This is a genomic window from Megasphaera intestinihominis, from assembly GCF_040096415.1.
Classification (GTDB): Bacteria; Bacillota; Negativicutes; order Veillonellales; family Megasphaeraceae; genus Megasphaera; species Megasphaera intestinihominis.
Genome location: NZ_JBBMEU010000001.1, coordinates 1 through 26,022, shown reverse-complemented (window position 1 = coordinate 26,022; position 26,022 = coordinate 1). Strand labels below are relative to the sequence as shown.

Sequence of the window (26,022 nt, the reverse complement as noted above, 5' to 3'; positions counted from 1 at the left end):
CCTACATAATACCAAAATAAGATAAGCCCAATTTGCCGATGAGGACGACTGTGACGGCCAGCATGACCAGGCGGACGAAGCCCGTACCCCGGCGGATAGCCAGGCGGGAACCGAAGAAGGCGCCGGCAAAGATGCACAGGGCCATGGCGATGCCGTAGACGTAGAGGATCTGGCCCCACCAGATGAGGAGGACGAAGGACGTCACATTGCTCATGAGGTTGAGGATCTTGGCATTGCCGGCAGCCGTGACGAAGTCGAAGCCCAAGGCCGCAAAGCCGACGATGAGGAAAGTCCCCGTCCCCGGCCCGATGAAGCCGTCATAGAAACCGATGGCCGAGGCCATGACCAGGGCGGCCAGGACGTTCTTCCGGGTATTGCCGCTGTACGTGCTGGCAGCGCCGAGCTGACGCTGGCTGAAGACGAAGACCGCTGCCGCGATGAGGGCGATGATGATGATGGGCTGGAGCCATTCGCTCTTCAAGTGCAGCATGACCAGGCAACCCAGGATGGCGCCGATGAAGGTCCCCGGCAGGATCCGCTTCAAGAGGCTCATGTCGACCTTGCCAGCCCGCCAGAACTGCCAGGCGCTCATGACGGCGCCAAAGGTCGCGGAAAATTTATTAGTCCCAATGGCCAGGTGCGGCGGCAGGCCGGCTGCCAAAAGGACGGGCAGCGAGATGAGGCCGCCACCGCCGGCGATGGAATCGACGAAACCGGCCAGGAAGCCGCCGGCCATGATGAAGAGCAGCAGCGACGCCGACAGGGTCGTATGAAAAAGTTGGAATTCCATGAAAAAATTACTCCTTTTGGAAAAAAACTCCTCTTGCTTCGCAGAGCGAAACCGAGGAGACCCTTTTCTCAGTGTTCATATATCAAGTCCGCCGCCGTTCCCGCTGTCTGGGGCCGCAGAAGGCGGACGATTTCCTTGCCGATGATCCGCGCACCGTCGCGGTGGCAGTCGAGGCTGGCTTCGGACATGGCTGCCAGCTTATCGGGATGTGTCAACAGGTCCGCTACGACGGAAACGAGGTCTTCCTGCTTCTTGACCCAGCGGGCACAGCCTTTGGCCTGCATGTACGTCGCATTGGCTTCTTCCTGGCCCGGGATGGGACTATAAAGGACCATCGGTACCTGGACGGCGGCCGCTTCGGTACAGGTCAGGGCGCCTGGTTTGGTGACCAGCAGCGATGCCTGGCACATGAGCTGGGGAATCCGGTTGGTATAGCCCAGGATGTTGACGTCGTGATGCAGTTCGCTGCGCATCTTGGACAGTTCGTCATAGAGATCGGCATTGTAGCCGGTGACGACAGTGAAGCTGTCGACGGCGTCGAGGCGGTCGAGGAGCGTCAGGGACTGTTTGATGGAACCCATGCCCAGGCCGCCGCCCATGATGAGGACGTTCTTATCCGCCTTATGGGCGGCATCCCAATGCCAGCGTTCCTGTTCAAAGGCCTTGCGCACGGGGATCCCGGAGACGACGATCTTGCCGGCATCGATGCCCTGTTCGACGAGCAGGTCCTTGAGCTGGGACGCGGCGACGCAGTAGACATCGATCTGAGGATAGACCCAGAGCTGATGGATGGCAAAATCGGTGATGACGCCGACCAGGGGGATATCGAGGCGGTGCTGGCGCTTGAGGAGCGCTGCCGCCCCTGCCGGGAAGGGATGGGTAAAGACGAGGACATCGGGCTTCTTTTCGGCCAATACCCTGAGCATCCGCCGCTTGAGGCCCCAGGCAAAGAGCGTCTTGACGACGAGTCCCTTCTTATATCCTTGTGACGAATAGTACATCAAATCGTACAGCATGGGAAAGACATCGAGGATCTTGATGTACGTTTCCTTGACGATGTTGTCGATAGACAGGACGTCGTTGGACAGGAAATCCAGGTGTTCCACTTCACATTCTTCGGGAATGGTCTTGACGTATTCTTCTATCGCCCGTGCTGCCTGTGTATGCCCCGTACCGATGGATGCGGACAGGATCAGGACTTTCTTCTTTGTCATGCATGATACCCTCTTTTATAAACAGCATTAGTCTAGTAGCTCATACTACTATGGTACGACAATTTGCAAGAAAAGAAAAGGGCCGTTTTTCATGCGGCCCTTCGGAATCGTACCTTATTTGTTGTTGACCAAATCTTTGAGCTGTTTGCCAGCTTTGAAAGCCGGGGTCTTGGATGCTTCGATCTGAATCGGTTCGTTGTTGCGCGGGTTGCGGCCTTCACGGGCTTTACGCTGACGGACTTCAAAAGTGCCAAAGCCGATGATCTGTACTTTATCACCCTGGGTGAGGCTGTCGCTGATAGCTTCGAATACAGCTTTTACAGCTTTTTCAGCGTCTTTCTTGGTCAAATCGGATTTCTGTGCGACTGCAGCGATTAATTCTGTTTTGTTCATGATACTAGGTCCTCCTTTAAATCGTTACATCTGCGTAACGCTAACTGTCTGTATTTTCCTTCTGCCGTTCTATCTGTTTGGCCTCCTGCCAGAACGAGTCGAGCTCATCCAGCGAAAAAGCATCCCACGGCCGGCCCGACTGGCGGACCCGGTCCTCTACGTGAGCAAAGCGGCGTCGGAATTTACAGTTAGCCCGATGTAACGCACATTCCGGCTCTATATGATAGTGTCGGCATAAATTTGCAAAGACAAACAGGACATCCCCAGCTTCTTCTTCGGCGTGGACGGAATCTCCTTCGCCAAGGGCCTGACGGAATTCCTCCCATTCTTCATGGAACTTATCCCAGACGCCCTGGACATCGGGCCAGTCGAAACCGGTCTTAGCCGCTTTTTCCTGAAGTTTATCTGCAGCCAGGAGCGACGGCAGTCCGGGAACGACGCCGTCCAGCAGGTGAGCATGCTGCTGGCGTTGTTCGCCTTGCTTTAATCTATCCCAGTTTAACATACTCGTACCTATGTTTTCAAGGCTTTTTTGGCTAAAAACGTAGGGATGGCGCCGAATCATCTTATCTGTGACGTCTTTTACGACATCTTGAGCCGAAAAAAGGCCTTTTTCCTGGGCGATGCGGGCGTGGATGGCGACCTGATAGAGGATGTCCCCCAATTCCTCGCGGATGCCCGCTACGTCGTGGCTGTCGATGGCATCGAGCATTTCATAGACCTCTTCGATGAGGTAGCGGCGCAAGGTCCGATGGGTCTGGGCCCGGTCCCAGGGGCAGCCGTCTTCGCGGCGCAGGCGCGCCGTCACGTCGACGATGGGCGTTACGTCGAAGGGCATGGCCTCAGCACCGTCCCCCTGCCGCTTCCGGGCCTCTTCGATGAGACGGCACACGGCCTGGGCCATCGCCGGTCCACCCGGGACGGTATGGACGACGGCATGGAGGCGGCTTTCGCGCAGCAGCAGCTCAACGATGGGCGCATAAGTCTCGGCAAAAGACTGGCCGTCCTGGCCATACGAATCCAGGGGCTTGTCGTCGCTCCCCAGCGGGATGATCTTGATTTCCATAGCAGTTCCTCATTTCCCGGCAAATATGCCTATGCCTGTCATTATAACACGGAGTCCGTCATTTGTCGCGGCCTGGCAGGAAAAAGGGCGTCCCACAGGGCCTGGCGGACATACGGGCCATAGGTTCCCTTGAGTATCGCCCCCGGCCCCTGACAGGCCGCCGTGACGATATCTGATAGGATTCGGGCCTGGGCAGCTGAAAAAGCGCTATGCCTGCCGGCCAATCCATGCAGATTCCGGAGGGTAAAGGCCGCCCGTTCATAGTCTTCCTTGACGATGAGCCAGCGCACCTGGAACAGGGCCTGTACATCGCGGTGAAAGCGGCGCAGGCCGCCGCAGCGGTCCCACCAATCATAGAACCGCTCCTCCTGTCTGCGGCGCAGGCTCAGGCGCAGCAGGGCCACAGACGGGCGCAGATAGTGCTGGCGGTCATACGTGCCGGGAGGCTGCCGCTGCTGGAGCTGCCGGGCCCGGTCGTAATAGCCCTCGGCCTGGTCATAGGCCCATCGGGGGCGGCTGGTCAGCGGCCATTGACCGACCCGTTCCAGGAGGACGCCCAGAAGATAGGGATATACCGGCTGGTCCGGCTGCTGTCGGCAGGCCGCGAGCAGTTCCCGGACCATACGGCGGCAGCGGCAGATCCGGCCGGCCTGGCCCTTCGCCTGCCCCAGGGGCAGGCCATAGAGCAGAGAGATTTCTTCCAACAGAGATGAGCGCAGGGACAAGTAATGGAAGTCCTGGCGGAAGTGATGAGTCGGATACATGGGCAAACCTTCTTTCTTTTTCCATTTGCCCCCAGTGTAGCAGGGAAAAATGAAAAAAACCTGAAAAGCAGTGCTTTTCAGGTTAAAATTTGCTGAGAAAATCATTTCTGGCTCAGTTTCGTCAGCAGGCGGATGAGTTCGGCCTGTTCGTCCTCACTGAGGCGGTTCATGAGCGTCGAAATGCGCAGATAATGGCCGGGCAGTACTTGGTCCATGAACTGGCGGCCCTGGGCCGTGAGGCTGACCTTTTTGCCCCGCTTGTCTTCCTGATCGATGACGACCGTCGTCAATCCGTCGCGGACCATGCGCTTGACCATGGTCGTAATCGTCGCCCGGGTCACGCCGGTCTTCTCAGCCAGCTGTGACGGTGCAATACCTTCCGGGCTCTGGTGCAGGACGATCATGACCCGCAGTTTCCCCTGGGACAAGTGGTATTGCTTGGCCAGGACGTCGTTGATGGACGAGCGGATGATTTCAGCGGCCTGGGAGATGCGCAGCATGGCCAGGACCGCCGACGGTTCGATTTCCGGAATGATCCGGGCGTGTTTTTCCAATTTTTCCCGCGTCGGGAATGCTTCAAATCTCATACGTCTTCCCCTCTTTTGATTAGCTTGCTAATTAAAATTATAAGATAAAACGAGGAAAAATACAAGCATTTTTCCTCGTTTTACGGAAATATTTTTATAACATATGCGTTCGATTTACATATTCTTGCTACGCAGGTCAGCTAAGATTTCCTGGACGCGGGCGACGGCCTGGTCGATAGGAACGACTTCCTGTTCGCCAGTCCGGCGGATCTTGATTTCGACAGTGCCTTCGGCAGCGCTCTTCTTGCCGACCGTGACCCGGACGGGATAGCCGATGAGGTCGGCGTCGTTGAACTTGACGCCAGCCCGTTCATTACGGTCGTCGAGGAGGACGTCGGCCTTGGCAGCCTGCAGGGCCTGATAGAGGTCACCGGCGATGCGGACCTGATCCTGATCTTTGCTGCTGACCGGGACGATGGCCACTTCAAAAGGCGCGATGGCGACAGGCCACATGATGCCGTGTTCGTCGTGGAACTGTTCGATGGCAGCGGCAATAGTACGGGTGACGCCAATGCCGTAGCAGCCCATGACGTAGGGTTTGGCCTTGCCGTTCTGGTCAAGGAAGGTCGCATGGAGGGCTTCGGAATACTTCGTGCCCAGTTCAAAGACCTGGCCGACTTCGATGCCGCGGACGATTTCGATGGGTGCACCGCAGTGCGGGCATTTGTCGCCGGCGACCATGTTGCGGATGGTCGTGACCGTCACGTCTTTGAAGTCCCGCGACGGATTGACGTTCTGATAGTGATAGCCGGCCTTATTGGCACCGGTTACGCCATTGGGGACGTTCATGGCCGACGGATCGACGAGGACGAAGAACGTTTCATTATCCGGTTTATCGGCACCCATGGGGCTCATGTAGCCCGGCTGGAGGCCGTGGGCCTTCAATTCGTCTTCCGTCGCCGGTTCGATGACATTGCCGCCGACGAAATTCTGGACGGCGACGTCATTGACTTCATGGTCGCCGCGGACCATGCAGAGGACCGTCTTTTCGCCGTCGATAGTGAAAGCGACGGCTTTGATCGTCTTTTCGACGGGAATGTGGAGGAACTGGGCCAGGTCTTCAATGGTCGAGCAGTTCGGCGTTTCGATGAGTTCTACATCTTTGGCGTCTTCTGCCGGCATTTCGATGGCCTGAGGAACGGCTTTTTCAATATCTGCTGCATAATCGCACTTCGAGCACGATACGATTTCGGCTTCGCCGGCCTGGGCCAGGGCCATGAATTCATGGGTGTGATTGCCGCCGATCTGGCCGCTGTCGGCTTCGACGGGCTTGAAATTCAGGCCGCAGCGCGTGAAGATGCGCGTATAGGCATCGTATTCATCCTGATAGCTCTTGTGCAGGCCTTCTTCGTCGACGTCGAAGGAATAAGCATCTTTCATGACGAACTCACGGCTGCGCATGAGGCCGAAACGCGGGCGGATTTCGTCGCGGTATTTATTCTGCATCTGCCACAGCGTGACGGGCATCTGCTTGTACGAGCGCAGTTCATTGCGGACCAGGGTCGTAATCAATTCTTCGTGTGTCGGCCCGAGGCAGAAATGATTGCCATGGCGGTCTTCGAGTTTGAACATTTCCGGGCCATAGGCATTCCAGCGGCCCGATTCATGCCAGATTTCAGCCGGCTGCATAATGGGCATCATGATTTCCTGGGCGCCGATGTTGTTCATTTCTTCGCGGACGATGGCTTCGATCTTGAGTTCGACCCGGCGGCCTAAAGGCAGGAAAGAATACAAGCCGCCGCCGTTCTTGCGGATCATCCCGGCTTTCAACATATACTGATGGCTGGCGATTTCGGCGTCTGCCGGGATTTCCCGCAGCGTCGGACTATACAATTTCGATGCTAACATGAGTTAAGACTCCTTTGCAATGGTTTTTTCAATTTCTTCCAGCAGGCTGGACACGAGCCGGTCTTCCGGCACGGTGCGCAGGACCTGGCCATGAGAAAAGACGATGCCCTTCCCCTTACCGCCGGCAATGCCGAAATCGGCTTCCCTGGCTTCACCGGGACCGTTGACGACACAACCCATGACGGCGACCTTGATGGGCACAGTCAGATGAGAAATGGCCTCTTCCACTTCCTGGGCCAGGTCGATGAGGTGGACCTGGGTCCGGCCGCAAGTCGGACAGGAAATGAGGGTCGGCCCGAAACGGCGCAGGCCAAGGGCACTGAGGATGGTCTGGCCGGCCTTGATTTCTTCGACGGGATCGCCCGTCAGGGATACGCGGATCGTATCGCCGATGCCTTCGTGGAGCAGCGTACCGATACCGATGGCCGACTTGATGCTCCCTTCACGGACCAGGCCGGCTTCAGTTACGCCCAAGTGCAGGGCATAAGGCACCTTATCGGCCAGGGCTTCATAGGCTTCGATCATCAAGGGCACGTCGGAGGACTTGAGGGAAATGACCATGTTGCGGTAATCCATGCGTTCCAGGATGCGGATATGGCGCAGGGCCCCTTCGACCATGCCTTCTGCCGTCGGATGGCCGCCGCTCTGAGCCAGGATATCTTCCGGCAGGGAACCTGTATTGATGCCGATACGGATGGGGATTCCCTTAGGACGTACTTTTTCGACGACTTTGACGACATTGTCGTCAGATCCGATATTGCCCGGATTGATGCGCAGGGCCTGGACGCCGCTGTCGACGGCGGCCAGGGCCAGGCGGTAATCGAAGTGGATATCGGCGACAATGGGGATATCCACGGCCTGAACGACGGCGGCCAGGCCTTTGGCCGCTTCCATATCGGGAACGGCGAAGCGCAAGATTTCAGCGCCATACGATGCCAGGCGGCGGGCATCGACGACGGCTTCGGCCATATGGGCCGGGTTGACCGTCGACATGGTCTGGACCGATACGGGTGCATCGCCGCCGATGGTGACGCTGCCCGCCTGGACGGGAAGAGATTTTCTACGTTTCATGCAAGGCCTGCCTTTCTAAAAGCGGCTGATATCCTGAAACATGGCGAAGAGGAACAGGGAGCCCAAGAGGACGGCCCCTGTGACCTGGATGTAGTACAACGCCCGTTTCGGCATCCGCCGGCGCGTAATACCTTCGAGAATCAATAAAATAATATAGCCCCCATCGAGGAGCGGTACGGGCAGGAGATTCAAGATGCCCAGGTTGAGGCTGAGGAAGGCCGTGAACATGAGCAAATTGGCAAAGCCCGATGCAGCGACCTGACCGGCCAGCTGAGCGACGCCGATAGGACCGGCGACTTCGGCCTTTTCCCGGCCCGTCACCATATCATAGAGGCCGACGATCATGAGCTGGCAGAGCTTGCCTGTCCGTTGGACGGCCATGCCCGCCGATTCAAAGAAGCCATGAGCTTCTTTGGTCGTCATGGGCATGACGCCGAGCATGGCTTTCTTCGAGGCGCTGTCTACGTCAGGCACCATTTCGACGCCCTGGATCTGGCCGTCCCGTTCGATTTCCACGGTAACGACGGCGTGGCTGTATGGCGCGACGGCCTGAGAAATATCAGACCATTTGGAAATTTCCTGGTTGCCGATGCGGACGATGCGGTCGCCGGCTGCAAGGCCCGACTGTTCGGCCGGTGAGCCGGCGATGGTCGAGCCGACGACGGCTTCCGGCGAAACGGTCACCGTACCGACGACGAAGAACAGGCCCCACAAGAGGACGATGGCCAGGACGAAGTTCATGATACCGCCGGCAGCGATGACGATCATGCGCTTCCAGACAGGTTTGCTCAGGAAAGATTTATCGTTCAAGTCTTCCTCTTCCGTCATGCCGGCGATGCGGTTGAATCCGCCAAGAGGAATGGCCCGCAGGGAATATTCTGTATCTCCGCGGCGTACACTGTACACTTTGGGACCAAAGCCGAGTGCGAACTCATCGACCTGCATCCCCGCCCACTTGGCCGTCGCGAAATGGCCCAGTTCGTGGACGAAGACGATGACACTGAAGACGAAGATCGTCGCTAAAATAGTAAGACCCACGGGAAATCCCCTTTCTACAGCAAGGAAGCAGCACAGCGGCGGGCCCAGGCATCGGCCTGGCGGATAGACGCCAGGGTGACGTCATGCGAGACCGTGTGCCGTTCCATGACTGTACGGACAATATCAAAAATACGCGTAAAGGAAATCTCTTTACGCAGAAAAGCATAGACGGCGACTTCATTGGCCCCGTTGAGGACACAGGGCATGGTACCGCCGATGTGGCCGGCTTCATAGGCCAGGCCGATGGATGGGAACTTCTCGTCGTCAGGCGGGAAGAATTCCAGCGTCCCCAGCGTCTTCCAGTCGATGGGCCGGGCGCCGCGGACGGTCATCCGTTCCGGATAGGTAAAGGCGTACTGGATGGGCAGGCGCATATCGGGCATGCCCAGCTGAGCCAGGACAGAACCGTCGATGAACTCGATCATGGAATGGATGATGCTCTGCGGCTGGATGACGACTTCGATCTTGTCGAAGGGCATGTGGAAGAGCCAGTGGGCTTCGATGACTTCCAGGCCCTTATTGAACATCGTCGCCGAATCGATGGTGATCTTGCCACCCATGTTCCACGTCGGATGCTTGAGGCACTGTTCGACCGTAATCGACGAAAATTCCGACGCAGGCCGGCGGAAATGGGGTCCGCCGGAAGCCGTGACCAGCAGTTTGGCCACTTCTTCCGGGCGGCGCCCCTGGAGGCACTGGAAGATGGCCCCGTGCTCGCTGTCGACGGGCAGGATGCGGACGCCGCGGGCTGCGGCTTCCTTCATGACCAGTTCACCGGCAGCGACGAGGGTTTCCTTGTTGGCCAGGGCGATGTCCATCCCCTTCTCGATGGCGTGGAGCGTCGGTTCGATACCGGCGGCGCCGACGAGGGACGTCAGGACGATCTGGGCGTCGCATTCATCGATGAGTTTCAAGAGGCCGTCACTGCCGGAAAAGACAGTACACGCCGGACCGACGGCACGGCGCAGTTCATCAGCCGCCTTTTTGTCGACCATGCAGGCCCATTTCACCTGATGGTCCCGGACCTGGCGGGCCACTTCCTGCCAATGGGAATAAGCGGCGACGCCGGCCAGGCGGAAGGCCTCGGGATGGGCGTCGATGACGTCGACGGCCTGGGTCCCGATAGAGCCGGTACTGCCTAAAATCAAAATATCCTTCATTCCCTGCCCTCCTTTAAATGACCAGCATCAAATAGACGTACATAGCCGGCGCTGCAAAGAGCAGGCTGTCGAAGCGGTCGAGGACGCCGCCGTGGCCAGGGATGATGTTCCCCGAATCCTTGACGCCGCAGACGCGCTTCAAGATGGATTCGACCAGATCGCCTAAAGGAGCCATGATGCCGATGATGACGCCAATGGCCAGGGCGTGGAGGACGGAGAATTTAAAGATGAGCGAAAAGATGATGGCCACGGCCAGGGTACCGACGAAACCGCCGATAGCACCTTCGCGGGTCTTGCCGGGGCTGATGGCCGGGCAGAGCTTGACTTTGCCCATCATCTTGCCGACGGCAAAGGCAAAAGTATCGCTGGCCCAGGTCGAAAAGATGAGGAGAAAGACGAAGAACCGCGCCGGTTCCAACATGACGGCGCCGAAGCTGCTGCCCATGAAGGAAGCCACAGAGCCGCTGCGCAGGGCCAGCATGGCCAGAAAGCCACAGCCGATATAGAGCAGGCCGTACAAGGTATAGGCACTGTCTACGGGCTTAATCTTGTTGTGGAAAAAGACGGTCCGCAGCATGAGCCAGAAAAGGAGGCCCAAGGCCAGGACGAGCATGACCTTGGTGCTGCCGAACCAATAGGCGGCCAGCATGGCGACGAGCCATACGGCACCGCACTTGTCGGCCGTCACGGCGTGGAGCTTGTGGACCAGGTTGCCGTATTCATACCAGGCGACGAGGGATAACAGGGCCATCATGAGGAAAAACAGCCAGTTCCCTTCGTAAATCACAAAAATCGTAAAGGCACCACCGACGATGCCTGTCAGTATTCGTTTTGCCAACATATCATATACCTTCCCTGATTTATTTTAAGCCGCCAAAGCGCCGTTCCCGGCCCTGGAAGGACAAAATAGCTTCGACCAGGGTATCTTTGCTGAAATCGGGCCAGCAGAGCTGGGTGTACCAGAATTCGGCGTAGGCCATCTGCCAGAGGAGGAAATTGCTGACCCGCTTGTCCGCACCGGGGCGGATGAGCAGATCGACGTCATTTTCCGGCTCCGTATAGAGATACTGGGCCAGCGTCGCTTCGCTAATGTCTTCGGGGCGGATCTGGCCGTCCCGGACGGCTTCTGCCACTTTGCGGGCAGCCTGGGTGATTTCCAGGCGGCCGCCGTAATTGACGGCGACGTTGAGGATAAGGCCCGTATTGGCGGCCATTTCGGCTTCGGCCTGAGAAAAGGTATCCTGCAGGTCCGGATGGAGCCGCTTCATATCGCCGATGACGTGGAGCTGCACGTTGTGTTCCTTGAGTTCCAGGAGATTCTTGCTCAGGTAACTCTTCATGAGCTTCATGATGTACGACACTTCTTCATCAGGGCGCTTCCAATTTTCCGTAGAAAAGGCATAGACCGTCAGGACCTTGATGCCCAGGTCGTCGGCAGCGACGACGATGCGCTTGAGCGTATCGGCACCGGCGCGATGGCCGTAACTGCGGGGCAGGCCCTTGCGCTTGGCCCAGCGGCCATTGCCGTCCATGATGATGGCTACGTGGCGGGGAATGTTGTTCGGATCCAGCATGGCTTCGGACACGGAGCCTGCTGTTTCCTTCTTTTTGCCAAAAAAGTTAATCATGCTGTACGTCTCCATTTCGCAGGGCTGCCGCTACGGATCCGCTCATCTCCAGGCTGTCGTTGACCAAGAGGCAGACTGTGCCGTCATCCCGCCGCTGGGCGCGGATGACATAGGTCTGCTCAGGGTCGCAGTGGAAAAAGTGGCTCCGCGACAGCGTCCGCTCTATGACAAAAGGAATATTTTTTTCCTGTAATACAGATTTGGCATACCGTAACGGCATGCCAATAAAAATCCGTATATCCATCATACGGCCATGACTTCTTTTTCTTTTTTCGCTTTGATTTCGTCGATGACCTTGATTTTTTTATCCGTCAGCTTCTGGATGTTTTCCTGACCTTCTTTGCTGTCATCTTCCGTGACTTCCTTCTTCTTTTCCATCTTCTTGATGGTTTCGTTGGCGTCGCGGCGGATATTGCGGATGACGACTTTCGAGTCTTCGGCAATCTTGCTGACTTTCTTGCTCAGTTCCTTACGGCGTTCTTCCGTCAGCTGGGGGATTTCCAGGCGGATGATCTTGCCGTCGTTGTTCGGGTTCAGGCCCAAGTCGGACTTGAGGATGGCCTTTTCGATTTCACCGAGCATCTTCGGTTCCCACGGGGCGATGGTGATCATGCGCGGTTCCGGAGCGGCCACATTGGCGACCTGTTTGACCGGCGTCGGCATACCATAGTAGTCGACGGTGATCCGGTCCAGCAGCGACGTGCTGGCGCGGCCCGTGCGGATCGACGACAATTCCCGTTTCAGGGCTTCGATGGTCTTGTCCATCTTTTCTTCGTGCTGGGCAATGATTTCTTTTACTTCCATGTCAATCACTTCCTTATTTTATTTTTATAAGTATATCATACAGCTTTTAGTCTTCTTTGTCGACTACAGTGCCTAAATCTTCTCCACTGGCGGCTTTGACGATGTTCCCCGGCTGGTCGATGTTGAAGACGACGATGGGGATGTTGTTGTTGCGGCAGAGCGTCGTAGCCGTAGCATCCATGACCTTCAGGTCTTTGTTGATGACGTCGAGATAGGTCAGATGCTTGAACATCTTGGCATCCGGATTGAGTTTGGGATCGCTGTCATAGACGCCGTCGACGCCGTTCTTGGCCATGAGGATGGCATCGGCTTCGATTTCAGCAGCCCGCAGTGCGGCTGTCGTATCCGTCGAGAAGTAAGGGTTGCCCGTACCGGCACCGAAGATGACGACGCGGCCTTTTTCCATATGGCGGATAGCCCGGCGGCGGATATACGGTTCAGCGACCTGCTGCATGTTGATAGCCGTCTGGACGCGGGTAGCGACGCCGTTCTTTTCCATAGCGTCCTGGAGGGCCAGGGAATTCATGACCGTAGCCAGCATGCCCATGTAGTCTGCCGAGACGCGGTCCATGCCTTTAGCCGAGCCGGACAGGCCGCGCCAGATGTTGCCGCCGCCGACGACGATGGCGACCTGGACGCCGAGCTTATTGACTTCGACGACCTGCTTGGCAATGGTTTCGACCGTTTCCGGGTCGATGCCGTAACCCTGTTTGCCAGCCAGTGCTTCGCCGCTCAATTTCAATACGATGCGATGATACTTTTTCGATTCCATAAAAGAAGTGCCTCCTCTGTCGGTATACAAGTCCAATTAGAAAATAAGAGAACACGGGTTGGGTGTTCTCTTATGCAATCTTATTTAGCTTGTGCCATTACTTCGGAAACAAAATCATCGTTCCGTTTTTCCAGGCCTTCACCCAATTCATAACGCGTATAACGGCGGATGTCGATTTTTTCACCGATCTTAGCGATGGCTTCCGTAACGACCTGCTGGACCGTCTTGTCAGAATCTTTGATGAATTCCTGATCGAGGAGGCAGTTTTCTTTGTAGAATTTTTCGATACGGCCGACAATCATCTTTTCGACGATCTTTTCCGGTTTGCCTTCGTTCAGGGCCTGCTGGCGGAGAACTTCTTTTTCGTGTTCCAATACGTCAGCCGGAACTTCTTCGCGTTTGAGGTATGCCGGTTTTGCAGCAGCGATCTGCATTGCAATGTCTTTGCAGAGTGCTTTGAAGTTATCTGTCTGAGCGACGAAGTCCGTTTCGCAGTTGACTTCGACGAGAACGCCGATACGGCCGTTGCCATGGATGTAAGAATAAACCAAACCTTCAGCAGCGATGCGGTCTGCTTTCTTAGCTGCTGCAGCCAAGCCGTGTTCGCGAAGCAAGTCGACGGCTTTTTCCATGTCGCCGTTGCTTTCGGTCAATGCTTTTTTGCAGTCCATCATGCCTGCACCGGTTTTTGTTCTTAATTCTTTTACCATTGCTGCTGTAATAGCCATGAGTATTCCTCCTAAAAGTAATGTGAATTATACAGTTTGAAGAAAGGTAAGAAGCAAAGGCTCCTTACCTTTCTATAATAACCATTCAGTTCTCAAAGAACGAGTAATCTTATTCTGCTGCTTTTTCTTCAGCGGCTTCAGCACCTTCAGCGGCGCCTTCTTCAGTCTGTTCGCCCTGGTTGCCTTCGAGGACAGCGTCAGCGATCTTGCCGGTCAAGAGTTTGACGGCGCGGATAGCGTCATCGTTAGCCGGGATCGGATAGTCGATGACATCGGGGTCGCAGTTGGTGTCAACCGTAGCGATGATGGGGATGTGAAGTTTGCGGGCTTCAGAAACAGCGATTTCTTCTTTTTTCGGGTCGATGATGAAGAGAGCGTCCGGGAGTTTCTTCATGTCTTTGATGCCGCCGAGGTATTTCTGAAGTTTTTCCATTTCATGTTTGAGGAGCGTAACTTCTTTCTTCGGCAAGAGTTCGAACGTGCCATCTTCGGCCTGTTTTTCCAATGTCTTCAAGCGTTTTACGCGCTTTTCGATGGTCTGAAAGTTGGTGAGCATACCGCCGAGCCAGCGTTCGTTGACGAAGTACTGGTTGCAGCGTTCTGCTTCGTTTTTAATGGATTCCTGGGCCTGTTTTTTCGTGCCTACGAAGAGGACTTTGCCGCCTTCAGCAGCCAGGTCGCGGACAAAATTGTAAGCTTCGTCCATTTTCTTAACGGTTTTCTGCAAGTCGATGATGTAGATACCGTTACGTTCGGTGAAGATGAAACGAGCCATCTTCGGGTTCCAACGGCGGGTCTGATGACCGAAATGAACGCCGGCTTCCAATAATTGTTTCATAGATACTACTGCCATAATTGTAATTCCTCCTGTTTTTTCCTCCGCCCGGTCATCGCTCATCTTCACCCTTCCCCACGGGGAACGGGCACAGTGCTGAGCTCGCCAAGCGTGTGTATTTTAGGGTTTGGTATTCAAACCTTTGGTATTATAGCATATATGACAAACAAGGGCAAGCATTTTTTCAAATGCCTGCCCTTGCTTTGAGTTGTAAGTTTGCAGTTCGTAGCGGATAATGAAAAATTTAATTCAGGACATAGACCGGTACGGTGTGGCGGCCGAAGTTCATGCAGGCATCGTAGTCTTCCATGCAGAGGTCGATGCGGTTGCCGAGGATGGCTCCGCCTGTATCTTCGGCCCGGGCTACGCCATAGCCGGGAATGAAGACCGTCGAGCCCAGGGGAATGACGTTGGGGTCGACAGCGACGACGCCATAACGGGCCCGCGTCCCCATGCGGGTGATGCACTGGCCGTCGCCGTCCGTCGGCAGATAGGCCGTCGCTTCCATGGTGATGATCTTCTGGTAGTGGGATACATCACCTGTGCTGGTATTGATTTCAACGGTTTCCTTAGTGCCGACTTTGCGGACCAGAGGCTGCATTTCCGAAATGAGCTCCGTCGACAGCGTTTCCTTGTCGGCGACCTGGCCGTCGACGCTGACGATGTTCAGCTTGACCCGCTTGCGGCCGTTCTGCCCTTCCTGGATGACTTTCTCTTCGCCCTGGCCCAAGGTTTCATCAGGGATGCTTTCGATGGCATAGGGCACGACTTCATCTTCCGTGATGGTCTTGCGCGATACGTGGCCGATGACGATGTGCTGCCCCGCCTGGAGCGGTTTCTGGACGTCGCCATAAGGGCGGTACTTTTCCTTATTATAGCCGTACTGTTCGGCGACTTCCTGGGAATTGTGCTTGGCCGTGTAGACTTCCTGGGTCTGTCCGCGGTACTCCAGGGTGACCGGGATGGCCCGGCGCACCTTGACGTAGCTGCCGTCGTCGAGTTTCTGCGTCGAAACATCGATTTCATCGTAATCACCGATGTCGATATTGTTTTCCCGCATCAATGCCTTTTCATTGACAGCGTGGGTATATACCTGGCGGGTTTCGCCATCGGCGACGAGGGTCACTGATTTCCCCCTGTCGATGAACCCTGTCAGGGACACGATGACCAATAAGGCGATCATCGTCGCGTACATGCGTGTAATCGGTCGTTTATTCTTGAATCCAGTCATGCTGAATCGTTTCCAGTCCATGCCATGCCTCCTAATGCTTTTCTTTTCATTGTAGCAAAGACCGGCAGGCTTGTCAATTTACTTGTCTTCTTCAGCAGGACGCGGGCGCAGGACGACGTTGCGGAACTGGCGGGCTGCCTTCTTCCGTTCCGATGCCAGCCGTTCAGCTTCGCGCTGGCATGTATCCTGGGCGTTGACAGACTTGCCCTTGCGTTCGTCTGCCAGGTAGCGGTACGAGCCGTCGCTGTTCATAGCATAGGCCTTGACGTTGTCGTCGAAGTATACTTTCAGGATGCGCTTGATCCGTTCTTTATGCGGCGGGAATTCGACAGGTGTCATCAATTCGACGCGTTCGTTGAGGTTGCGCGGCATCCAGTCTGCCGAAGAAATGAAGACGTCTTCCTTGCCGCCGTTGTAGAAGTAGAACAGGCGGCTGTGTTCCAGGAAGCGGCCGACGATGCTGTGGACTTCGATGTTTTCGCTGATGCCAGGCAGGCCAGGGCGGATGACGCAGATGCCGCGGACGATGAGGCGGATCTTGACGCCGGCTGCCGACGCTTCATAGAGCTTGGCGATGACGTACTTATCGAGGAGCGAATTCATCTTGGCCACGATGACGGCTTTCTTGCCGGCCTTGGCCTGAGCGATTTCCTGATCGATTTCCTGATAAATCGTTTCCCGCAGGTTGAGCGGCGCAACGGCCAGCTTATTCCACTGAGGAGGATCGGAGTAGCCCGACAAGAGGTTGAAGAAAGCCGATGCGTCGACGCCGATGAGGGTATTGGCCGTCAGGATGCCGACGTCCGTATAGATGCGGGCCGTCTTGCCGTTGTAGTTGCCCGTCGCCAAGTGGACATAGCGGCGGATGCCGTCTTCTTCGCGGCGGACGACGAGGGTGATCTTAGAATGGGTCTTGAGGCCCATGATGCCGTAAATGACATGGCAGCCGGCTTTTTCCAGCTTGCGGGCCATGTGGATATTATTTTCTTCATCGAAACGGGCCTTGACTTCCATGAGGACCGTGACCTGTTTGCCGTTTTCGGCGGCCTGGGCCAGGGCGACGATGATGGGCGACTTGCTGCTGACGCGGTAGAGCGTCTGTTTGATGGCCAGGACATGGGGGTCCGTCGCAGCCAGCTGGATGAAGTGTTCTACCGTTTCAAAGGTTTCATAGGGATGATGGACTATGATGTCCCGTTCGGCAATGGCCGACCAGAAATCAGGCGCGTCGATGGCGGCCAGTTCCGACGACGGCTGCGGCGTCACCGGCGGATAGCGCAGGTCATCGTAGCCGTCGATGCCGACGAAGGAGAAGAAGACCTTGCAGTCCAGGGGACCCGGAATCGAATAGATGTCCCGTTCTTCGAGCTGCAGTTCATCGCGCAGGAAGTCGCGGATCATGCGCGACGACGAAGCAGCCAGTTCCAGGCGGACAGCCGCCCCTTTGCGGCGTTTCTTCAGGCTCTTTTCGACTTCCATCAGGAGGTCTTCGGCATCGTCGTCGATATCCAGGTCGGCGTCTCGGGTGACGCGGAACGGTTCGACTTCCAGGATGTCGCAGCCCAGGAAGAAGCGTTCCGCATAAGCGGCGATGACGTCTTCCAGGAAGAGGAACTGATGACCTTCATGCTGCTTGCCAGCCGGCGAAACACTGTCCGGGACCTTGATGATGCGGTCGATGACTGACATCGGGACCGGCAGGATAGCCGTCTTGACCGAGCGGTCCCCCTGTTTGCGGCGCAAGAGGACGGCCAGGTTCAGGTTCAGGCTGGACAGGAATGGGAAGGGATGGCTGGAATCGACGGCCATGGGCGTGACGACCGGGTAGATTTCCCGTTCAAAGAAGCTTTCCAGCCACAGCCGCTGGTCATCGTCAAGGGCATCGACGCCGATGAAGTGCAGGCCGTGAGCTTGCAGCTTCTGCTGGATATCTCCATAGTAGCGGTACTGGTCGCCGACCAGCTTATGGACCATGGACTGGATGGCTTCAAACTGTTCCTGCGGCGTCATGCCGGCGATGTCGATGTGCTTGACCCCGCTTTCGACGAGGTGCTTGACACCGGCGACGCGGATCATGAAGAATTCATCCAGGTTCGACGCTGCGATGGCGATGAAATTCAGCTGTTCCAGCAGCGGGTTGGACGGGACGATGGCTTCGCGCAGGACCCGTTCATTGAATTTGACCCATGTACATTCACGATTTAAAAAATATTGAGCATCCGTAAAATCTGCCATGATTATCTTATCCTTTCACTAATTTCGTCGAAATGCCAAAGACTTCGGCAAAGTCGACGGCCATTTTCAGGTATGTCCAGCGTTCCAGAGAAATATCGGCATCGGCCGTATAATGGACGACGATCTCGTCTTCCCTGAGTTCCGCCCGGATGGCGCTGATTTTCCCTAAATGGCTCTTGTCCAGGGAATCGGCCAGGCGGAAAATCGCCGTCAGCTTAGCCGTAATGACCTTCTGCCGTGGCGTCAGGGAATGGTAGACTGGCGACGCTTCCTGCAAGGTACCGTCAAAGGCATAGTAGAGGACGGCGGCCAGGATTTCCTTTTCATCGTCGGCCAGGCCGAAGAGGTCCGTTTCCCTGATGAGGTTATACGTGCAGAGGTTGTGTTTGCGGATATTGATGAATTTCCCCGTTTCGTGGAAAATCGCGGCCAGGTGGAGCAGATAATTATAGCTGTAATCGAGGCCGATGAACTGGTACAGCGCCTGGAAGAGGACGTTGCAGTATTCTTCGATGCGGGCGGAATGGATGGAATCGGACAAGTACTTCTTGGCCAGGCGGCGCATCATGTCCAGGAGCAGGCCCTGGACATGGGCCATATAATCGTTATGGGTCTTTTCGGCCACATAATACATGGTATAGCCTTCAGTAAAGGTCGTCGGCATGACGACCAGCATGTCGATATCGACGATGCGCAGCAGTTCATAATACAAGAGAATCGTCGGCATGATGACATTGGCCAGGTTCTGGGACAGGCCGAAGCGCTTCATGAGCTTGAACGGCGTGACGCCGTGGAAGGAATAGACGAACTGGCGCAGTTCATCCGGCGTGATCAGGAAGAGGCCGTTTTCACTGGTCTTGCCCATGAGGCGTGCCACCAAGTTGGCTCCGCGGCCAGACAGGACGATATACTTGATATCATACTGCTGGACGCCTTTCCAGAGCGGATAAAGGGTGCCGTAGATATATTCGCGCACAGCCGTCGGGAACGTCAGCTCGTCACGCTGTTTTTCCGTAAAATTTTCCAGGATGCGCAGGGAGCCGATGTGGATATTCTGCTGGAATAAGAGGCGGTCCGATTTCCAGCAGGTCAGGCCGACGCCGCCAGACGTGATGTCCAGGAGCATGACGGCTTTATCGGCAAAATTGAATTTGCCTTTCAATACATTATAATAAAGACCAAAGAACTTATAATAGATTTCCTTGGTCATGTGGATGACTTCGACGTCGAAGCCCGTACGGATATGGATCTGGTCAAGGACACTGATCAAGTTGTCGGCTTCGCTGATGACTGTCGTCGACAGGACGCGGACATCTTTGACATCATAGTCGCAAAGGAGCTGGCGGAATCCCAGCAGGACCTGACAGATTTCGTTCAGGGACTGAAAACTGACGTGATGGCGCTGGAATACCGTTTCCCCATATTTTACTTCTCGGGATACATTTTCGATGATTTCCATATCATCCAAAGACGAGTAAGCAATGACCTTCAAGGTCATATTGACCGTCCCGATATGGATGATACCGAAAACATTCCGGGTTTGTTTTTCCATTACTCTCCCCACTTTTCTTGACGGTATAGTTGCTGTCTAGCTGATACTCTTCTTATTATACATGAAAGTCACCGTATGTATGTATATTTTTTGTAAAAATTTTCGGCATGCCTCTCTATTCTGTAGTATAATGGAAAAGGTAAACGATAAACTTGATAAACATCCGCAGAAACGAGGTATACCATGGAAAAATTAGCCATCATCGACATGGGCTCTAACTCCATCCGTTTTGTCGTCATGCAGATTGCCGACAACCAGTCTTATTCCCTGCTCTATCAGGAAAAAGAAGCCATCCGCCTGGGCCACGGCCTGAGCCAGACCGGCGTCATCAGTGAAGAAGGGATGCAGCGGGCCCTGACCTGCCTGCATGTCTATAAGCACATCATGGAAGTCATGGACATCCATGAATGCCGGGCCGTCGCGACGGCAGCCGTCCGCAATGCCAGCAACGGCGAAGCTTTCCTGAAGCGCATCAATGCCGAAACGGGCATCACCATGAACGTCATCACCGGTGAACGGGAAGCGTACTTAGGCTATCTCGGCGTCATCAACACCATCGCCATGAAGGACTTCCTCATCTTCGACCTGGGCGGTGCCAGCGTCGAAATGACCTTAGTCCGCGACGGAGAAGCCGTCCATTCCCTGTCGGTCCCCATCGGCGCCGTCACACTGACGGAAAAATTCGGCACCCAGGGCAATCCTGATTCCGAAGCCATTGCCAGCCTGATGAAATTCGTCCGCAAAAAGATGGCCGCCGTCCCCTGGATAGAGGACATCCAGCTGCCCATCGTCGGCATCGGCGGTACAGCCCGTAACTTCGCCAAAATGGACCAGCGGGCGACGAATTATGAACTGTCGAAGCTCCATAATTACATCATGCCCCTGGAACATTTTGAAAATCTCTATCATGAAATCACGACGCGGACCAGTGCCAACCGCAAGAAAATCGACGGCCTGTCCAGTGAACGCTCTGACCTCATCGTCGCCGGTGCAGCCGTCATCAAGACCATCTTCGACATGACGGGCAGCCCGGAAATGGTCGTCAGCGGCTGTGGCCTCCGCGAAGGTTTATTCTTTGAATACTACGCTTCGTACTGCCAGCTGCCGTCACCGCGTTTCGACGACATCCTCGATTTCAGCGTCAAGAACTTCATCGGTACGCTGAGCGGCATCATCATCAACCAGGCTCACTACGACCAGGTCACGCGCATTGCCACCCAGCTCTTCGACCAGCTCCAGCCGCTCCACGGCTACGGCCCGCGGGAACGCCTCCTGCTGCAGACAGCCGCCCGCATGCACGATGTCGGCAAGATCATCAACTTCTACAACCACGCCCGCCATTCGGCCTTCATGATCGCTCATGCCCCGCTCTACGGCCTGACCCAGGTCGAACAAATCATTACGGGCTTCATCGCCGGCTTCCATCACGGCATCAGCCGCAAGATCATCCGGGCCTACCGTTACGCCAACATGGCCTCTGCCGAAGACTGGATCATGATCCGCAAACTCTCGACCATCCTGGCCCTGGCCGAAGCCTCGGACCTGACGTATGAACAAATCGTCACCGACGTCGAAGTCACACTGGCCGAAAACGTCGCCGTCATGATCATCACGACGGCGCCGGGCTCGACGTACAACGCCGCTGACTACGAAATGAAACAACTGAGCAAACAATTCAAAAAAGAATTCGGCGCTTCCCTGCTCCTCGTCTGGAAGTAAGGGTCCGGATAAAAAAAGGGGCTGTCGCACATGCGACAGCCCCTTTTTACTCTTATCGCCGCATCATGTCTTCAGCCGTGACGTCGGGATGGTGGTACTGGTCCTCAGAAAGGATCTGTTTACCATGGACGGTGACGGCTTGCTGGGGACACCAGTGGACACAGGCCAGGCAATGGCTGCAATGAGAGCCGATGACGGCCCCTTTCGCCGTACAGATGATATTGCTCACCGGACAGATGCGGGCACAGAGGCCGCAGGCAACGCAGCGTCCCCCATCGACAGCTGGCGTCAGCCAGCGTTCCCCAGCATGGCGGATCAGGCCCAGGTTCATGAGCCAGGCCGACAGCGACGAATGGATGGCCGTCGTATCCCGGACCTGCCCGCGTATCTTATCGGCTGCGGCATCGACCAGTTCATCGGCGTGGTCCAGGCGGTTCATATCGTAGCGGATATGGCGCCGCGACGCGATAGTACTGTTGGCGATCATCGGCAGGACAGCCCCGTAGGACAAAGAACAATGTTGACGCCGGAGGATCCGGTCCATCGTCCTGAGCGACCGGCCAGGCGCACTGCCGCAAGTAGCAATGCCATAAAAATAGGTCGATTTCTGGAAACGGACCTGTCTGATGAAATCCTGTATGGGTTCGGGAAGATCCCCGAAATAGACGGGAAAGACAAAGCCGATGATGCGATCCTGGATACGCTGGCACCGTTCATGGATAGCCGAAATCGGCACGGCCGTATCACCAGTCAGTTCAGCCAGCTTCTTGGCCACATATAATGAATTTCCCGTTCCTGAAAAGTAAAGAATCATAAGGCTCACCTCAGAGACCGCACTGCCAGTTTCCCGCTTGCAGGCGGACGGTATTTTACATCCATTATATCATGAAACCCTGTCATTTGTCTTGATACATTTGTCTTTACACGTAACCGCGCTCGCAAAGGCTGACGAAGGTCCCGTCGCCGATGATGATGTGGTCGAGGACGGGTATTTCCATGATCTGGCCGGCGTCGGCAATGCGCTGGGTCACGACGATATCCTCGTGGCTCGGTTCGGGGTTGCCTGACGGATGGTTATGGACCAGGACGACAGCTGCGGCATTGTAGCGCAGGGCATAGCGGAAGACTTCCCGCGACTTGGCCAGGCTGGCATTGATCGTGCCGATGGTCAGCGTGCGATAGGCGATGAGCTGGTTCTTCGTCGATAAATAGACGGCGCCGAACTGCTCTTGCGGCAAAAAGCGCAGATCTTCCATGACATAGCCGGCAATGGCCTGGGGCGTACTGAAGTCAGGCGCCGCTTCCTTTACGTGCTGCCGGGAAATACGCCGTCCCAGCTCGACGGCGGCACAGACCGTGACGGCCTTATCCGTCCCGATGCCGGGAATCTGACAGAGGTCGCCGATGCTGGTATCACTGAGATAACAAATATTTTCCCCTGGCAGGGAATGAAGGACCTGCCGCGACACATCGAGGACGGATTGTCCCTTCGTACCCGTCCGCAATAGAATCGCCAGCAAATCCTGGTCGGTCACAGCCGAAGGACCGTGACGGAGGAATTTTTCCCGCGGTTTCTCACAAACAGCGAGGCTGCGGAAAGGGTCGCTCATACATGGACCTTGGCTTTGTGGAACAACTTGCATACCTGGGACAAGGGCAGGCCGACGACGTTGGTATAGGAACCATTGATCTTATCGACGAAAGCCGCAGCCCGGCCCTGTATGCCATAGGCACCGGCTTTGTCCAGCGGTTCCCCAAAAGCGACATAGGCTTTGATTTCCTTTTCACTCAGTCGTCGGAACCAGACTTTCGTTTCGACGACCTTCGTGTATTCCTTATGGCCATTGATCAAAGCGATGCCCGTATAGACGGAGTGTTTCTTTCCGGACAATTCCCGTAGCATCTCGACGGCAGCGGCTTCATTGCGGGGCTTGCCCAGCATTTCCCCATCGATGGCGACAATCGTATCGGCGCCGAGGACCCACTGTCCCGGGAATTTTTCAGCTACATCGCGTGCCTTGCCCAACGCCTGGGCCTGGACGTATTTTTCCGGATTCTTTTTCTTCGGTGATTCTTCACTGTACGTACTCGGATTGACCATATAGGCGACGCCGATCTGCGTCAGCAGTTCGCGACGACGAGGCGAACCAGAAGCTAAGATGAGCATGTAATAATCCCTCCTAAATTATTGAAGATGACGAAAGAGAATGGCTGCCAGGATGACGCCGATGATGCTGAGCATATTCGGTGCCAGATGGATGCCAAACTGCAATTCCATGAGATAGAGATTGAGGTGAATATTCTGGATATTCAAGATTTCATAATGCTGCGTCAGGGCCGGCAGGATACCCTTCAAGGCCGGAACAGCATACAGGGCCTCTCCGACGATGCCACCGAGGATACCGCCGACGATGAGGAAAATAAAGAAGAACAACAGACTGTGTGAGCCAGGGGTTTTCATGGCCTACCTCCATTATACACGCAAGATACGAAAGGGCCGCCCTTTCTCATGAAATTCTAATCCATTCTGAGAAAGGCAGCCCCTTTTTTAATAATCGCTTATTGTTTTTTCTTTTTCTGCATCTTAGCCCAGGTGTCGCGGAGGCCGACGATGCGGTTGACGACCAGGTGGTCTGCCGTCGTATCGGGATCAATGACGAAATACCCCTGGCGCAGGAACTGGAACTTATCACCGACATGATACGTTGCCAATGCCTTTTCGGCCTTGCTGTGGTATACGTCGAGGCTGTGGGGATTGATCTGGTCGAGGAAATCCTTGCTTTCCCCTTCTTCCTCGCTGCCGTCGTCCTTCAAGAGATAGTCATAGACGCGGGTTTCGACGTCGACAGCATCTTCGGCATTGACCCAGTGCAACGTCCCTTTGACCTTGCGGTTGGCGTTGGCACCGCTGCCGCTCTTGCTTTCCGGGTCATACGTGCAGTGCAGTTCGACGATGTTGCCATCTTCGTCTTTGATGACTTCTTCGCATTTGATGATGTATGCATACTTGAGGCGGACTTCCTTGCCCGGAGCCAGGCGGAAGAACTTCTTGACCGGTTCTTCCATGAAGTCGTTGCGTTCGATATAAAGGTTCTTGCTGAACGTCATTTCGCGCGTGCCCATGGCTTCATTTTCCTGATTGTTGTCGGCCGTCATCGTTTCCGTCTTGCCGTCTGGATAATTGGTGAGGACGACCTTGATCGGGTCGATGACCGTCATCAAGCGCGGTGCTTTCATCTTCAGGTCTTCGCGGATGCAGTATTCCAGGAGGGAAATATCGACCATGCTGTCTGCCTTGGCGACGCCGATGCGTTCGCAGAAGTCGCGGATTGATTCCGGCGTATAGCCGCGGCGGCGGATGCCGGAAACCGTCGGCATACGGGGATCATCCCAGCCGCTGACGATGCCCTTTTCGACGAGGAGGCGCAGTTTACGCTTGCTCGTGATCATGTTAGTGACATTCAGGCGGGCGAATTCGATCTGCCGCGGTTTCTGGCCTTCCGGATCGTCCCAGTCTTCGAGGACCCAGTTGTACAGCGGACGGTGAGCTTCAAATTCCAAGGTGCAGATAGAATGAGTAATGCGTTCGATGGCGTCCGATACGGGATGGGCGAAGTCGTACATCGGATAGATGCACCATTTGTCGCCTGTCCGATGGTGCGAAGCATGGACGATACGGTAAAGGACCGGATCGCGCATGTTGAGGTTCGGGCTGGCCATATCGATCTTGGCGCGCAGTACCTTTTCGCTATCGGCGAACTTGCCGGCTTTCATATCTTCAAAGAGCTGGAGGTTTTCTTCGACGCTGCGGTTACGGTACGGGCTTTCCTTCCCCGGCGTATTGAACGTGCCGCGGTATTCGCGGATTTCATCACTCGACAAATCGTCGACATAAGCCTTGCCCAGGCGGATCAATTTCTTGGCGTATTCATAGAGTCTATCGAAATAGTCCGACGCATAGAACATGCGGTCGTCCCAGTCAAAACCGAGCCATTTGACATCGCGTTTAATCGATTCTACATATTCCGTATTTTCTTTCGACGGATTCGTGTCATCAAAGCGGAGATTCGTTATTCCGCCATATTTCTTGGCAATGCCGAAATTCAGGCAGATCGACTTGGCGTGGCCGATGTGGAGATAGCCATTCGGTTCCGGCGGGAAACGGGTATGGACCCGCTTGCCATATGTATTCTTTTCGTTGTCTTCATCGATAATAGTTTCAATAAAATTTTTGGTCGTTTCGTTATCCATCGATGTATCTCCCTTTCATATATGTATAAATGCCTTCAATATCACATTATACCGTGATTAGCGCCTATTTTGCAACTGTTTCCAGTAGATTTAGGAAAATGAGGACACAGAGCACAGTTCACAGGCCGCCCGGACTCCGATGCCGCAACGCGGCGGCAGACACTCAAACTGACGACATCGCCATTTTCGTATCCATCGTAAAATTCTGTTATTATACCCGAACGGGCTGTGGTCGAATATCTCTGGCGGGCTTCCCACAGGAAGCCCCTACAATTCGGCCAATGTCCGTGTATTTTTTATGGCAGACTGCCAGCGTTATTCCCCATCGCCTACATG

Annotated in this window: 26 protein-coding genes; 1 reads left to right on the top strand and 25 read right to left on the bottom strand. The window is 55.3% G+C overall.

Annotation, left to right across the window (positions count from 1 at the left end; genetic code table 11):
• Position 1: 1 nt before the first annotated feature.
• From WMO23_RS00130 to WMO23_RS00035, 20 genes are all read right to left on the bottom strand, one after another.
• Positions 2-790, bottom strand: a complete 789-nt coding sequence (locus WMO23_RS00130; protein WP_020311575.1) for a sulfite exporter TauE/SafE family protein — start codon at positions 788-790, stop codon at positions 2-4.
• A gap of 68 nt (positions 791-858) precedes the next feature.
• Positions 859-2,004, bottom strand: coding sequence for an MGDG synthase family glycosyltransferase (locus WMO23_RS00125; RefSeq protein ID WP_292108035.1), 1,146 nt, complete (start codon positions 2,002-2,004; stop codon positions 859-861).
• Between the two features lie 114 nt (positions 2,005-2,118).
• Positions 2,119-2,397, bottom strand: coding sequence for an HU family DNA-binding protein (locus tag WMO23_RS00120; protein WP_044504084.1), 279 nt, complete (start codon positions 2,395-2,397; stop codon positions 2,119-2,121).
• Positions 2,398-2,437: 40 nt separating this feature from the next.
• Positions 2,438-3,463 carry a nucleoside triphosphate pyrophosphohydrolase gene (mazG, locus tag WMO23_RS00115; protein WP_020309729.1) on the bottom strand — a complete coding sequence of 342 codons (1,026 nt, stop codon included), beginning with the start codon at positions 3,461-3,463 and terminating at the stop codon, positions 2,438-2,440.
• Between the two features lie 41 nt (positions 3,464-3,504).
• Positions 3,505-4,227 carry a hypothetical protein gene (locus tag WMO23_RS00110; protein WP_020724023.1) on the bottom strand — a complete coding sequence of 241 codons (723 nt, stop codon included), beginning with the start codon at positions 4,225-4,227 and terminating at the stop codon, positions 3,505-3,507.
• 101 nt (positions 4,228-4,328) lie between these two features.
• Positions 4,329-4,814, bottom strand: coding sequence for a MarR family winged helix-turn-helix transcriptional regulator (locus WMO23_RS00105; RefSeq protein ID WP_020309731.1), 486 nt, complete (start codon positions 4,812-4,814; stop codon positions 4,329-4,331).
• A 114-nt stretch (positions 4,815-4,928) separates the two neighbouring features.
• Positions 4,929-6,662, bottom strand: a complete 1,734-nt coding sequence (locus tag WMO23_RS00100) for a proline--tRNA ligase (RefSeq protein WP_292108033.1) — start codon at positions 6,660-6,662, stop codon at positions 4,929-4,931.
• Positions 6,663-6,665: 3 nt separating this feature from the next.
• Positions 6,666-7,733 carry a flavodoxin-dependent (E)-4-hydroxy-3-methylbut-2-enyl-diphosphate synthase gene (gene ispG, locus WMO23_RS00095; RefSeq protein ID WP_020309733.1) on the bottom strand — a complete coding sequence of 356 codons (1,068 nt, stop codon included), beginning with the start codon at positions 7,731-7,733 and terminating at the stop codon, positions 6,666-6,668.
• A gap of 15 nt (positions 7,734-7,748) precedes the next feature.
• Positions 7,749-8,771 (bottom strand): RIP metalloprotease RseP, encoded by a 1,023-nt coding sequence (gene rseP, locus WMO23_RS00090; RefSeq protein ID WP_020309734.1) that lies wholly within the window; start codon positions 8,769-8,771, stop codon positions 7,749-7,751.
• A 14-nt stretch (positions 8,772-8,785) separates the two neighbouring features.
• Positions 8,786-9,931, bottom strand: coding sequence for a 1-deoxy-D-xylulose-5-phosphate reductoisomerase (locus WMO23_RS00085; protein WP_301876918.1), 1,146 nt, complete (start codon positions 9,929-9,931; stop codon positions 8,786-8,788).
• A gap of 13 nt (positions 9,932-9,944) precedes the next feature.
• The gene (locus tag WMO23_RS00080) at positions 9,945-10,772 is read right to left on the bottom strand and encodes a phosphatidate cytidylyltransferase (protein WP_020309736.1); all 828 of its coding nucleotides are present in this window, start codon (positions 10,770-10,772) and stop codon (positions 9,945-9,947) included.
• Between the two features lie 19 nt (positions 10,773-10,791).
• Positions 10,792-11,559 (bottom strand): undecaprenyl pyrophosphate synthase, encoded by a 768-nt coding sequence (gene uppS / locus WMO23_RS00075; RefSeq protein ID WP_020309737.1) that lies wholly within the window; start codon positions 11,557-11,559, stop codon positions 10,792-10,794.
• Positions 11,552-11,779, bottom strand: coding sequence for a hypothetical protein (locus WMO23_RS00070; RefSeq protein WP_239639542.1), 228 nt, complete (start codon positions 11,777-11,779; stop codon positions 11,552-11,554). The genes uppS and WMO23_RS00070 overlap by 8 nt, the downstream gene beginning before the upstream one ends.
• Positions 11,780-11,802: 23 nt before the next feature.
• Positions 11,803-12,363, bottom strand: coding sequence for a ribosome recycling factor (gene frr / locus WMO23_RS00065; protein WP_292105450.1), 561 nt, complete (start codon positions 12,361-12,363; stop codon positions 11,803-11,805).
• Between the two features lie 46 nt (positions 12,364-12,409).
• The gene (pyrH, locus tag WMO23_RS00060) at positions 12,410-13,135 is read right to left on the bottom strand and encodes a UMP kinase (protein WP_020309740.1); all 726 of its coding nucleotides are present in this window, start codon (positions 13,133-13,135) and stop codon (positions 12,410-12,412) included.
• A gap of 80 nt (positions 13,136-13,215) precedes the next feature.
• Positions 13,216-13,863, bottom strand: coding sequence for a translation elongation factor Ts (gene tsf, locus WMO23_RS00055; RefSeq protein WP_020309741.1), 648 nt, complete (start codon positions 13,861-13,863; stop codon positions 13,216-13,218).
• Between the two features lie 109 nt (positions 13,864-13,972).
• Complete coding sequence (rpsB, locus tag WMO23_RS00050; protein ID WP_020309742.1) at positions 13,973-14,716, bottom strand: 30S ribosomal protein S2; 744 nt, start codon at positions 14,714-14,716, stop codon at positions 13,973-13,975.
• Between the two features lie 226 nt (positions 14,717-14,942).
• Complete coding sequence (locus WMO23_RS00045) at positions 14,943-15,950, bottom strand: resuscitation-promoting factor (RefSeq protein ID WP_020309743.1); 1,008 nt, start codon at positions 15,948-15,950, stop codon at positions 14,943-14,945.
• 57 nt (positions 15,951-16,007) lie between these two features.
• Entirely contained in the window at positions 16,008-18,164 is a 2,157-nt protein-coding gene (gene ppk1, locus WMO23_RS00040) for a polyphosphate kinase 1 (RefSeq protein ID WP_292281951.1), read from the bottom strand.
• 7 nt (positions 18,165-18,171) lie between these two features.
• Positions 18,172-19,716, bottom strand: coding sequence for a Ppx/GppA phosphatase family protein (locus WMO23_RS00035; protein ID WP_349172983.1), 1,545 nt, complete (start codon positions 19,714-19,716; stop codon positions 18,172-18,174).
• Positions 19,717-19,899: 183 nt separating this feature from the next.
• Here WMO23_RS00035 and ppx point away from each other — a divergent pair, with 183 nt between their 5' ends.
• On the top strand, positions 19,900-21,435 hold the full coding sequence (ppx, locus tag WMO23_RS00030; protein ID WP_020724024.1) for an exopolyphosphatase: 1,536 nt from the start codon (positions 19,900-19,902) through the stop codon (positions 21,433-21,435).
• 52 nt (positions 21,436-21,487) lie between these two features.
• On the opposite strand, the gene WMO23_RS00025 is transcribed toward ppx, so the two are convergent.
• The 5 genes from WMO23_RS00025 to WMO23_RS00005 form a co-directional block, all read right to left on the bottom strand.
• Positions 21,488-22,249, bottom strand: a complete 762-nt coding sequence (locus WMO23_RS00025) for an EFR1 family ferrodoxin (protein ID WP_349172982.1) — start codon at positions 22,247-22,249, stop codon at positions 21,488-21,490.
• A 106-nt stretch (positions 22,250-22,355) separates the two neighbouring features.
• On the bottom strand, positions 22,356-23,045 hold the full coding sequence (radC, locus tag WMO23_RS00020) for a RadC family protein (RefSeq protein WP_020309747.1): 690 nt from the start codon (positions 23,043-23,045) through the stop codon (positions 22,356-22,358).
• Positions 23,042-23,602 carry a Maf family protein gene (locus tag WMO23_RS00015; protein ID WP_349172980.1) on the bottom strand — a complete coding sequence of 187 codons (561 nt, stop codon included), beginning with the start codon at positions 23,600-23,602 and terminating at the stop codon, positions 23,042-23,044. The genes radC and WMO23_RS00015 overlap by 4 nt, the downstream gene beginning before the upstream one ends.
• Positions 23,603-23,620: 18 nt before the next feature.
• Positions 23,621-23,896, bottom strand: coding sequence for a DUF4321 domain-containing protein (locus WMO23_RS00010; RefSeq protein ID WP_014016527.1), 276 nt, complete (start codon positions 23,894-23,896; stop codon positions 23,621-23,623).
• A gap of 98 nt (positions 23,897-23,994) precedes the next feature.
• A complete protein-coding gene (locus tag WMO23_RS00005) occupies positions 23,995-25,686 on the bottom strand; it encodes a glutamine--tRNA ligase/YqeY domain fusion protein (RefSeq protein ID WP_302511991.1) in 1,692 nt (563 codons plus the stop codon).
• Positions 25,687-26,022: the final 336 nt, after the last annotated feature.